This is a genomic window from Bradyrhizobium sp. HKCCYLS20291 (assembly GCF_051167715.1).
In the GTDB taxonomy this organism is placed as follows: Bacteria; Pseudomonadota; Alphaproteobacteria; order Rhizobiales; family Xanthobacteraceae; genus Bradyrhizobium.
Window position 1 is genome coordinate 479,092 of record NZ_JBNPTO010000004.1, and the last position, 10,202, is coordinate 489,293.

Consider the following 10,202-nt stretch of genomic DNA (forward strand, 5'->3'; position numbering starts at 1 on the left):
TCGCGATGACGATGCGCCAGTCAAGACTTCCTCACCTCTTGTTCACCCCCATATACCCAAACAGGAAGCCCGCAACCTTCCGCATCTGAATTTCCTCGCTGCCTTCGGTGATGCGGTAGCGGCGGTGGTGGCGATAGATGTGCTCGAACGGCTTGTGGCGCGAATAGCCCATGCCGCCATGGACCTGGATGGCGCGGTCGGCGGCCTCGCAGCACAGGCGGTTAGCCCAGTAGTTGCACATCGAGACCTTGTCGGAGAGCGTGTGTTCGACCTGCGCCTGGGTGAGCTGGTCCATCTCCCACGCGGTCTTGCGGATCAGCAGCCGCAGCATCTCGGCTTGCGTGGCCAATTCGACCAGCGGCCACTGGATCGCCTGGTTCTCGGCCAGCGCCTTGCCGAACGGCTTGCGCTCGCGCGCATAGTTGACGCTCTCATTGATGCAGAACACCGCCGCGCCGAGCGAGCTCGCCGCTTGGCGGATGCGGTTCTCGTGCACGAAGCACTGCGCCAACGACAGCCCGCGCCCGACCTCACCGAACAGGGCGTCCTCCGGCACGAACACGTCGGTGAAGCTGACGCGCGGATGGTCGGTCGGCATGTTGAAGGTCCAGAGATACTCCTCGACCTTCACGCCTTCGGCCTTGGCCGGCACCAGGAAGCAGGTGATGCCGCGCGCATCGCCGTCATTGCCCGAGGTGCGCGCGAACAACGCGCAGTGGGTGGCGACGTGCATCCCCGTCGTCCACATCTTCTCGCCGTTGATCAACCAGCCCTTTACGTTGTCGCGCGTGGCCGGAACGGCCTTGGTCTCCATGTGGGTCGCATCCGAGCCGTGATGCGGCTCGGTGAGACCGAAGGTGATGCGGTACTTGCCGGTGATCGAACCATCGATCATCGCCTTCTGGTCGTCGCGGCCGTAGCGGTCGAGCATGGTAACGATCGGCAGATTGCCGACGATCGAGTGCTCGTTCTGCAAGTCGTTGTGCAGGCCGAGGCCTTTCGACGCAAAATGCTCGCGGATCACGGCCATCCAGAGGTTGGAGCCATCCTTGCCGCCATAGCGCTTCGGGATCGCGAAGCGCAGGTGCCCGGCCGCGTCGGCGCGGTCCTTGGCCTTGCGCAGCAGCTGCTCCCAGTCATGCCGCGGCAGGCCGCCATGCTCGAAATCGGTGCGCGCCCATTCGCGGCGATGATCGAAGAAACGGATGTTATCGTCGGCCTCCTCGAGCGGCTTGATCTCGGCTTCGATGAAGCGATCGAGCTCGTCGAGATAGGCGAGCAGATCCTTCGGCAAGGAAAAATCCATGGCGTGTCTCCCTATGCGTCTCGTTGTTGTTCTTGATCTTGACCAGGCCGGCCCTCCGCCGCGTGCTTGTCACGCGCAGCGCCGTTGCGTATTTGGATGACCGCGCACGCGGCGAAGGCGCTAAGCTCGCGTAACGTTGCCAATCAGAAACCAGGAGGAACGGCCGATGGAGCTGAAGTTTTCGAAGATCACGCGCAAGGGACCGGTCACCATCGTGACCCTGGCGCGGCCAGAGGTCTACAACGCGCTGCATACCGACGCGCATTACGAGCTCGAGGCGGTGTTGGACGGCTTCGCGGCCGATCCCGAGCAATGGGTCGCGATCGTCACCGGCGAGGGCGACAAGGCGTTCTGCGCCGGCAACGACCTGAAATGGCAGGCGGCCGGCGGCAAGCGCGGCTGGGGCCGAAGCGGCTTCGGCGGCCTCACCTCGCGCTTCGACTGCGACAAGCCACTGATCGCCGCCGTCAACGGCGTCGCGATGGGCGGCGGTTTCGAGATCGCGCTGGCCTGCGACCTGATCATCGCCTCCGAGAATGCGACGTTCGCCCTGCCCGAGCCGCGCGTCGGCCTCGCCGCGCTGGCCGGAGGCCTGCAGCGGCTGCCGCGCCAGATCGGCATGAAGCGCGCGATGGGCATGATCCTCACGGGACGCCATGTCGGCGCGCGCGAAGGCCACGAGCTTGGCTTCGTCAACGAGGTGGTGCCGCAGGGCGAGGCGCTGGCCGCCGCGGAGCGCTGGGCCGAGACCATTGCCAAGAACTCGCCGATGTCGATCCGCGCCTCCAAGCAGGCCATCGAGAAGGGCCTCGCGGTGTCGCTGCAGCAGGCCATCACCGAGCAGCGCGACTATCCGGCGGTGCAGGCGATGATGCATTCGCAGGACTACATCGAGGGACCCAAGGCGTTCTCGGAGAAGCGGCCGCCGAATTGGCTGGGGCGCTGAAGCTCCACTGATGTCGTCATTCCGGGGCGCGAGCAGCGCGAGCCCGGAATCCATAACTACGATCAGGCGCATCGATTCCGGGCTCGCGACTGCGTCGCGCCCCGGAATGACAGCGCGGGTTTCCCCCCACTTCGTCATGGCCGGGCTTGACCCGGCCATCCACGTCTCGCGGCAGCTTCGTGAGGGGATGGATGCCCGGGTCAAGCCCGGGAATGACGACCGAGAGTCAGGGGCCATCGGTGCCCCTCCCCGCCTCGCGCTTGTAGGATGCGTAGTTGGGCTGATCGACGGCGAGCTTGTCGAGTGTGGTCTGCCACAGATGATCCTTCAGCCCCGGCGTAGCGAGGTCGACAGCACCAGTGGCGATCTGCTCGGCCAGCACACGATTCAGTGCGAGCGAATCCCCGTCCCGTTGCAACAGCTGCGTCAGGCGCGCATGCTCCGCCGCGTCCGCCTGCGCGGCCTGCGTCAGCTGGCGGACGACGAGATCCAGCGCGTTGATCCCCACGCGCAGCTTGAACGCCTGATGTCCCGAGATCAGCGGCGCGATGTCGTCGCGCAGGAAGTCTGCGACCGCTTTCACCAGCTCATCCGGCCTCGGCTCGTCCTGCATCAGCCCTCTCCTCGCGGCGCCAGCAATCGCAGCAGATCGATCTCGGTCTCCGAGGCGCGGCGACCAATCATCGCGCGCTCCATCGAATGATCCGGACCGATACGAAACCGCTGCATCATGCCGCAGCACATCACGCCCCAGCGCAGCGTGCCCATGACCTCCCAGAATTTCACCCGGTCAGGATCGACCCTGCGCCCGGTGGCTTCGTAGCCGGCGAACAGCTCCGCGCGCGATCCAAAGCCGCCGACCGGTTTGTCGATCTCGCCGAAGCGCCAGGAGTTGACGCAGATCCAGCCGAGATCCTCCATGGGGTCGCCGAGATGTGCGAGCTCCCAGTCGAGCACCGCGCGTACGCCGTCGGAACCGATGATCAGATTGCCGTTGCGGAAATCGCCATGCACCAGGGTCACCTCGTCCGAGGGACCGGGATCGTTCTGCGACAGCCAGCGCAATGCGAGATCGAACACCGGCCGCGGCCAGTCGAAGCTGCGATACTCGCGCGCAAGCTCCGCGATCTCGTTCGTCGCATTCATCTCGCGCAACGCAGGAAGCGCATCAAGCGCGATGCCGTGAATGCCGGCGGCGATGCCGCCGAGCTGTCGCGCCAGCCGCGGCCGCGCCTCGGCATAGTCAGCATCGCGCAGGATCTTGCGCGCGATGGTCTCGCCGTCGACCCGGCGCATGATGAAGCCGGTGCCGAGATAGTCCTCCGGACGCAGCACGTGCAGCACCTCTGGCGACGGCACGCCGGCCGCGTGCGCGAGCCGCATCAAGGCCGCCTCGTTGTCGAGGCCCGCTGCGCGTCCCGGCGCGGCGCCATAGCCTTTCGGCGAGCGGCGCAGGATGGCGCCGACATCGCCGCCGGGATGGACGAGGTCGAACCGCCACGTCTCCTGGCTGGCGCCGCCGGAGAGCTTTGCGGCGCCCTTCACACCGGTCGCGCCCGGCATGAACGAAGCGACGCAGCGGGACAGCTCGGTCTCGATCATTGGCCCTTGAACTTGGCCGGACGCTTTTCGAGGAACGCGGTGACGCCCTCCTTGAAATCGGCGGTCGAGCCTGCGATGCGCTGCGACTGGAATTCCTCGTTGAGCTGCTCCTCGAACGAGTTCTCCGGGCTGTCCCAATACAGCCGGCGGATCTGCGCCAGCGCCACGGTCGGGCCGTTGGCGAGATCGTGCGCCAGCTTCATCGTCTCCTCTTTCAGAGCCGCATCGTCATAGACGCGGTTGACAAGGCCCCATTGCAGCGCCGTCTCGGCCGGCAGCTTCTCGCCGAGCAGCGACAGCTCGATCGCGCGCGCCTTGCCGACGAGGCGCGGCAACAGCCAGGTCGAGCCGCAATCGGGAACGAGGCCGATACGGCGGAAGGCCTGCAAGAAGTAGGCGGACTTCGCGCATAGGATCATGTCGCCCATCAGCGCGAAGCTCATGCCGGCGCCGGCGGCCGGACCGTTGACCGACGTCACGATCGGGCAATGCAGATTGCGCAGGCGACGCAGGAACGGATGGAAGGCGGTCTCCAACGCCGCACCGGCATTGCTGCGGCCGGGCTTGGCCTGCGCATTGCGGCCCTGCAGATTGGCGCCGGTGCAGAACGCGCGGCCGGCGCCGGTCACGACCAGGCAGCGCACGTCCGCCTTCTTTTCATCGATCTCATCGAGCGCCTCGGCGAGGCCGCCCAGCATGTCGATCGAGACCGCGTTCATGACCTCCTGATGATCGAGCGTGAGGACGGCGACGGGCCCGTCGAAATCGAGCGTGACGTGCTTGAACTGCATGGTTTCCTCTCAAGTGCTGTTCGATCGCTGCATTCTTCGCCGCGGAAATTCGACGCGCAGCCTGGTTCGTGCGGCATATTTGATTTTTGCGCTTCGCTTGTCCATGGTTGCGTCATCCAGATAACCGAAGCGCTGATAGCGCGCTCACATCCACGGAAGCGCTCATGACCATGTTCGATCTTACCGGCCGTGTGGCCGTCATCACCGGCGGCAATGGAGGCATAGGCCTCGGCATCGCCCAGGCACTTGCGTCCAGTGGCTGCAACGTCTCGATCTGGGGCCGCAACGCCGAGAAGAACAAGGCAGCTGCGGCATCGATGGCCGCTGGTCCCGGCAAGGTCGACACCCGGATCTGCGACGTCACCAGTGCCGCTTCCGTCGCCGAGGCGATGAAAGGCACGCTCGACATGTTCGGCCGCGTCGACGGCTGCTTCGCCAATGCCGGCATCGGCGGCGGCGGTCGCAAGCCCTTCATCGAGCGCAGCGAGGAGGAATGGCGCACGATGTTCGCGACCAATCTCGACGGCGTCTTCCACGCCTTCCAGGCCGCCGCGCGGCACATGACGGCGCGTGCCGAAGCCGGCGATCCGTTCGGCCGGCTGGTCGCGACATCGAGCCTCGCGTCGCTGTTCGGCACCGCGCGCAACGAGCACTACGCGGGGACCAAGGCCGCGCTCAACGCGCTGTGCCGGGCGCTTGCCGTCGAGCTTGCGCGCTATGGCGTCACGGCGAACGCGATCCTGCCGGGCTGGATCAAGAGCGACATGACCGCCGGCATCATGGGCAACGAAAAGTTCGTCGCCAACGTGATGCCGCGCATTCCGGTGCGCCGCTTCGGCGAGCCGTCGGATTTCGGCGGCATCGCCGTGTACCTGATGAGCAAGGCCTCGTCCTACCACACCGCCGACTGCTTCGTGATCGACGGTGGCTACACCGCGTTCTGACCTGTGCGGGACCCCGGTGGATCGATGCGTCGGTCCGCCGAACCCGGATTTGTTCCCGGCGAATATTCCAAGATTTCCGAAATTTAATCCATCCCCGGCTGCCACGCCCTCGTGACCTCGGCGTTGTCCCGCATCACATGACGAGGAGAACGCAAGGGGAAGGAAGCCATGAAGCGCGGCGTGACGGTTTTGGCCTGTGTGTCTGCCCTGACGGTGGCCGGCTATTTCGCCATCGCCAAGTGGGGCATCCAGCACGAGAGCCGTGAGTTCTACGACGCCGAGCGACAGCGGCCGATCACGGTCGACGTCGCCGTGCGCAAGGACTACGAGATGAAGGCCAATGCCGGCCTGTGGCGGCTGCCGGTCGCGATCATCAGCAACGGCAACACGGTGAAGAACACCGAGTACTCCTTCCTCGCCAACGTCTTTGCCGCCCGCGGCTACCTGGTTGCCAGCGTCCAGCAGGACCTGCCGACGGACCCGCCGCTCGTCACCAAGGTCGGAATGCCCTATGTCGGCCGGCTCGACGTCTACAAGAAGGGCGAGGCCAACATCCTCTGCGTGCTCCGCGAGATGAAGAAGCGGCATCCCCACGCCGACTATGATCATCTGACCCTGGTCGGCCATTCCAATGGCGGCGACACCGCGATGTATTTCGCCAAGGAGCATCCGGAAATCGTGTCCCAGGTGGTGACGCTCGACAATCTGCGCGTTCCTTTCGTCGTTCGTGACAAGCTGAAGATCCTGTCATTCCGCTCGGACGATCCGCAGTTCAAGACCGATCCTGACGTGCTGCCCAAGCACCTCGGGGTAAAGAGCGGCATCGACATCATCAAGACCGAGTTCCAGCACACCTGGATGAGCGATCGCGGTCCGTATACGGCGCGCGAGCGGATCCAGGCCACGCTCGACAAGTTTCTCGGCGGCGACGCGACCAGCGAGCTGGCACCGGCGGACACGGACAATCTGATCGTGAACAATGCGGGCGCGGCGCTGCCCTGACAAGGCGGCGCTGCCTCGCGGCGCGTTACGCGTCCGAGCTTTGCTGGCCGATGCCCTCTGAAATCACGAGGGCGCAGGGAATGCCGGGTGAAGGCCTCACCCATGGCCCGCCTGCGAAAAAAATGCAGGCGGCAGGAACCACAGGTGCAGCCGAACACGCCGGCATTCCCTGCGCGATGGGTTGACGGATTATACGTACTCTCCCCGGGGACCGGGCTGTCTTGCCCCCGTGACCGGCGGATCATCCCACCAGCGTGGCATCAGCGTCGGGATGCCAGGACCATACGATTTCACCGTGCGCATCGGATTGTTCGTCGGCGCGTGTAACCGCGCTGCAATCGATACGCCCACCGCATCCACGCCTCACGTCTCGTGACGATCGCGATACGCCCCTCGTGGCGAAGCAGGATGGGCAGGAAGATCGGCCTGATTTGCCCGACGACACAAGGCCGGACAGGTGCGGCAAACTGGCACGACGGGCAGTTTGCGCATGGCAGCTGCGCAGGCGCGCAGCCGCCATTTGATGCAAGCTGTCAGTTCTGCGGCTTCTTGGCCGGCGGGCCGTTCTTGTTGCCCGGCATGCCCTTGATGTTCGAAGGATCCTGGGCGCTGACGTTCGGATTCTGCTGATTGATGGTCGAAGTCGAGCCCACCGTGCCCGAGCTGGTTGCCGCGGGCCCGTTCTTGTTGCCCGCCGCGCCCTGAATGCCAGCTCCCGAGTTCTGCGCGCTCGGCGGATTGGTCGGCTGCTGGCCGCCCTGCGCCAAGGCCGAGGTGGCCGAGACGACGAACGCACACGCGATCAAGCTGATCATCGGTTTCATGGCGTAACCTCCTTTTTGTCGTTGCTGTGCTGTTCGAACGTGGCGCTGTCGGACCCGTTCCCGGAAACATGGAATTTCGCGGCGCCGTGCAGTCACGTAGCCTGTGCCCGCTTTATCCGCTTCCGCATTGCGTCACGCCTGACTAACCTCGGCCGACACACCGATCAGAGGCGAAACCATGGAATACCTGTCGACCGATCTCAGCCCGCGCGAGCGCTACAAGATCCTGACCTCCTTCGTGCTGCCGCGGCCGATTGCCTGGGTCACGACCAAGGGCGAGAACGGGGTCGTCAATGCCGCACCGTTCTCGTTCTTCAACGCGATGGGCGAGGACCCGCCGCTCTGCGTGTTCGCGATCAATCTGCGGCCCGACGGCCGGGTCAAGGACACGCTCGTCAACATCCGCCGCGCCGGCGAGTTCGTCGTGCACATCACCGACGAACCGCTGGCGGAGGCGATGCACGAGACCGGCGGCGACTTCCCGCCTGAGATCGGCGAGCCCGATCATCTCGGCCTGAAGCTCGCGCCCTCGCGCATGATCGGCGTACCGCGGCTGGCGGATGCGCCGTTCGCGATGGAATGCAAGACCTGGCAGCTGATCGACGTCAACGGTGACCGCGTGCTGGTGCTCGGTGAGGGCCTCGCCTTCCATATCCGCGACGAGCTCTGGGATAGCGCGAAGATGCGGGTCGAGATGGAGATGTTCCACCCGGTCGGGCGCATGTTCGCCGACCGCTATTGCCGCACCAACGACCGAATGGATTTCCCGCCGGCGAAGGGGGCGACTTGATCGCCTGCCGCGGCGGCGGTCAGTAGGCCGCGGTGAGATAGTCGACGATCTTGCCGATATCGGCCTCGTCGATCGGCGCGCCATAGACCTTGATCATCTTGGTGACTTCGGCCTGCCAGAACTCCTTCTTGTTCTTCATCGGCGGCTGCGTCCTGATGTAGTCGGCGGAGTGACAGGCCGTGCAATTGCCCTGCGCGACGGCAAGATCAGGCCCCGGCTTCAAGGCCGCCGTCTCCGGCGGAACCTTGTAGTTGACCGGTGCCGCCGTGAGGGAAACGGGGGTGCCGGCGAGGCAGCCAAGTCCGACAGCCAGCGTAGCGAGGAGGAAAGACGTGCGTTGCATGGTCGTCTCCTCAGGCGGCCGTGACGCGGACGGTTTCGACGACGTTGCGCAGATAGCCGGCCGGATTCCAGCGCGGCGTGTCCGGCTGGGTCTCGCCGGAATTGCTGGTGGCCCGCACCTTGAGATCATGCGAGCCCGCGGCAAGCTTCACCGGCAGCTTCCATTCGCGGAAGGAATATTTTCCGAGGTCCTTGCCGAGCTTGGCGTCGGTCCAGGTCTGGCCGCCATCGGTCGAGACCGCGACCTGCTTGATCCCGCTGCCGCCGTCGAATGCGATGCCGCGCAGCGTCGCCGTGCCAGCCTTCAGCTTCGCGCCGTCGCTCACGCTGGTGATGAAGGAGCGAACCGTGAAGCGATTGATCGGGATCGTCGCCTTCGGCGCGCTGCCGGGCTCGACGGCATTGTTCGGCGTGTCCGGAATGCGATAGGCCGATTTCATCCAGAAGCCGTCGAAGACGCTGTCGACGATGGTGATCTCGTTGAGATGCTTGACCCAGTAGGTGCCGTAGTAGCCGGGAACGATCAGGCGCAGCGGAAAGCCGTTGAGGAACGGCAGATCCTCCCCGTTCATGCCGTAGGCGAGCATCACCTCGCCGTTCATGGCATGATCCAGGTCGAGCGCCTTGACGAAGTCGGGCGTCTTGTCGATGACCGGGGCATCCATGCCGCCGAAGGTGGCCTGCTTGGCGCCGCCCTGGACACCCGCCATCTCGAGCACGGTCTTCAGCGGCACGCCGCGCCAACGCGCATTACCCATGGCGCCATTGCCGAGCTGGCCGCCGGCGACGCGCGGTTCGAAGAAGCCACGGCTGTTGCCGGAGCATTGGTTGACGGCGACGATCTCCGTCGCCTTCATCTTCCTGATGTCCTTGAGCGACAGCTTGAGCGGCTTGTCGACCTTGCCCTTGATCTCCAGCGTGAACTTGTCCGGATCGAGATCGTAAGGAAGACCAGCCAGATGATAGCGCACGAAGAAAGCGTTGTTCGGCGTGATCACGCTGTCATTGAACACGGCGAACGGTGTCTCGAGTTGCGGCGGCCGGCTGGTCAGCCCGATCATCGGCCGCTTCTGCGGATACTTCACCAGCGGGCGCTCGCCATTGGCGAAGGGCAATGTCGCCATGTCCTCAGCCAGCGCGCGACCAGCGCCAATGCCGCCCAGCAAGGCCGCCAGGCCCGCTCCCTTGAGAACATTACGCCTGTCGATCATGGAACTCCCTCCGGAGTTGTCGTTCTCGCCCAGGGGTCATCACCCCCGTACGATGGGGATGATAGTTGCACGATTCTGCTGTGCCGAGAAAAGGCGTGATCGCCAGAGTTCAAACCATCGCGATCCGCTGCACTGCGGCAGAAACTGGCCACGCACGGGCAATGCAGTATGGACGCGGGTTATGCCGTCGAAGCGACGGATCGGCAGCTCTCTCCGCGTCATTGCGAGCGAAGCGGCGAAGCGAAGCAATCCAGAGCTACACAAGCGACTCTGGATTGCTTCGTCGCTGCGCTCCTCGCAATGACGGCAGCTGAAGCTCAGCCTCGATCGCCATCGCCGAACCGTAGAGCCCGTGAGCCAATTGAGTTTTTGGGCTCATTGATGGCGAAGATTGTGACAGCCGCAGGATGACCGTGCTGGACGGGCATTACTGCAGCGGCTGGC

The 10,202-nt window shown here is 64.8% G+C and carries 11 protein-coding genes; 4 read left to right on the forward strand and 7 right to left on the reverse strand.

The genetic code is table 11. From position 1 onward, the window contains the following. Window positions 1-31: 31 nt before the first annotated feature. Window positions 32-1,306, reverse strand: a complete 1,275-nt coding sequence (locus ACQR07_RS12915) for an acyl-CoA dehydrogenase family protein (protein WP_434902652.1) — start codon at window positions 1,304-1,306, stop codon at window positions 32-34. Between the two features lie 166 nt (window positions 1,307-1,472). Here ACQR07_RS12915 and ACQR07_RS12920 point away from each other — a divergent pair, with 166 nt between their 5' ends. Next, window positions 1,473-2,252 carry an enoyl-CoA hydratase-related protein gene (locus ACQR07_RS12920; RefSeq protein ID WP_434902653.1) on the forward strand — a complete coding sequence of 260 codons (780 nt, stop codon included), beginning with the start codon at window positions 1,473-1,475 and terminating at the stop codon, window positions 2,250-2,252. A 226-nt stretch (window positions 2,253-2,478) separates the two neighbouring features. Here ACQR07_RS12920 and ACQR07_RS12925 read toward each other — a convergent pair whose 3' ends face one another. Genes ACQR07_RS12925 through ACQR07_RS12935 form a run of 3 tightly spaced genes read right to left on the reverse strand, consistent with a single transcriptional unit; the run spans window position 2,479 to window position 4,645 of the window. Continuing rightward, window positions 2,479-2,865, reverse strand: coding sequence for a DUF6285 domain-containing protein (locus ACQR07_RS12925; protein WP_434902654.1), 387 nt, complete (start codon window positions 2,863-2,865; stop codon window positions 2,479-2,481). Then, window positions 2,865-3,854 (reverse strand): phosphotransferase family protein, encoded by a 990-nt coding sequence (locus ACQR07_RS12930; RefSeq protein ID WP_434902655.1) that lies wholly within the window; start codon window positions 3,852-3,854, stop codon window positions 2,865-2,867. The genes ACQR07_RS12925 and ACQR07_RS12930 overlap by 1 nt, the downstream gene beginning before the upstream one ends. After that, a complete protein-coding gene (locus tag ACQR07_RS12935; RefSeq protein ID WP_434902656.1) occupies window positions 3,851-4,645 on the reverse strand; it encodes an enoyl-CoA hydratase/isomerase in 795 nt (264 codons plus the stop codon). Before ACQR07_RS12935 ends, ACQR07_RS12930 begins: the two co-directional genes overlap by 4 nt. A 164-nt stretch (window positions 4,646-4,809) precedes the next feature. Between ACQR07_RS12935 and ACQR07_RS12940 the strand changes: the two genes are divergently transcribed. Together ACQR07_RS12940 and ACQR07_RS12945 are read left to right on the forward strand one after the other, a co-directional pair. Further along, window positions 4,810-5,589, forward strand: coding sequence for an SDR family NAD(P)-dependent oxidoreductase (locus ACQR07_RS12940; protein ID WP_434902657.1), 780 nt, complete (start codon window positions 4,810-4,812; stop codon window positions 5,587-5,589). 168 nt (window positions 5,590-5,757) lie between these two features. Beyond that, window positions 5,758-6,591: an alpha/beta fold hydrolase gene (locus ACQR07_RS12945; protein ID WP_434902658.1), complete on the forward strand. Its 834-nt coding sequence runs from the start codon at window positions 5,758-5,760 to the stop codon at window positions 6,589-6,591. A gap of 533 nt (window positions 6,592-7,124) precedes the next feature. Here the strand turns inward: ACQR07_RS12945 and ACQR07_RS12950 are convergent. Further along, window positions 7,125-7,415: a hypothetical protein gene (locus tag ACQR07_RS12950; protein WP_434902659.1), complete on the reverse strand. Its 291-nt coding sequence runs from the start codon at window positions 7,413-7,415 to the stop codon at window positions 7,125-7,127. 178 nt (window positions 7,416-7,593) lie between these two features. On the opposite strand from ACQR07_RS12950, the gene ACQR07_RS12955 reads away from it, so the two are divergent. Next, complete coding sequence (locus ACQR07_RS12955; RefSeq protein ID WP_434902660.1) at window positions 7,594-8,205, forward strand: flavin reductase family protein; 612 nt, start codon at window positions 7,594-7,596, stop codon at window positions 8,203-8,205. 19 nt (window positions 8,206-8,224) lie between these two features. On the opposite strand, the gene ACQR07_RS12960 is transcribed toward ACQR07_RS12955, so the two are convergent. Next, window positions 8,225-8,548 (reverse strand): cytochrome c, encoded by a 324-nt coding sequence (locus tag ACQR07_RS12960; protein WP_434902661.1) that lies wholly within the window; start codon window positions 8,546-8,548, stop codon window positions 8,225-8,227. A gap of 10 nt (window positions 8,549-8,558) precedes the next feature. Then, on the reverse strand, window positions 8,559-9,758 hold the full coding sequence (locus ACQR07_RS12965; protein WP_434902662.1) for a molybdopterin-dependent oxidoreductase: 1,200 nt from the start codon (window positions 9,756-9,758) through the stop codon (window positions 8,559-8,561). Between the last annotated feature and the right edge of the window lie 444 nt (window positions 9,759-10,202).

Bases quoted from the DNA above. Each gene is read 5' to 3' on its own strand.
- ACQR07_RS12915 (WP_434902652.1), bottom strand. From the start codon at position 1,306: ATGGATTTTTCCTTGCCGAAGGATCTGCTCGCCTATCTCGACGAGCTC.
- ACQR07_RS12920 (WP_434902653.1), top strand. From the start codon at position 1,473: ATGGAGCTGAAGTTTTCGAAGATCACGCGCAAGGGACCGGTCACCATC.
- ACQR07_RS12925 (WP_434902654.1), bottom strand. From the start codon at position 2,865: ATGCAGGACGAGCCGAGGCCGGATGAGCTGGTGAAAGCGGTCGCAGAC.
- ACQR07_RS12930 (WP_434902655.1), bottom strand. From the start codon at position 3,854: ATGATCGAGACCGAGCTGTCCCGCTGCGTCGCTTCGTTCATGCCGGGC.
- ACQR07_RS12935 (WP_434902656.1), bottom strand. From the start codon at position 4,645: ATGCAGTTCAAGCACGTCACGCTCGATTTCGACGGGCCCGTCGCCGTC.
- ACQR07_RS12940 (WP_434902657.1), top strand. From the start codon at position 4,810: ATGACCATGTTCGATCTTACCGGCCGTGTGGCCGTCATCACCGGCGGC.
- ACQR07_RS12945 (WP_434902658.1), top strand. From the start codon at position 5,758: ATGAAGCGCGGCGTGACGGTTTTGGCCTGTGTGTCTGCCCTGACGGTG.
- ACQR07_RS12950 (WP_434902659.1), bottom strand. From the start codon at position 7,415: ATGAAACCGATGATCAGCTTGATCGCGTGTGCGTTCGTCGTCTCGGCC.
- ACQR07_RS12955 (WP_434902660.1), top strand. From the start codon at position 7,594: ATGGAATACCTGTCGACCGATCTCAGCCCGCGCGAGCGCTACAAGATC.
- ACQR07_RS12960 (WP_434902661.1), bottom strand. From the start codon at position 8,548: ATGCAACGCACGTCTTTCCTCCTCGCTACGCTGGCTGTCGGACTTGGC.
- ACQR07_RS12965 (WP_434902662.1), bottom strand. From the start codon at position 9,758: ATGATCGACAGGCGTAATGTTCTCAAGGGAGCGGGCCTGGCGGCCTTG.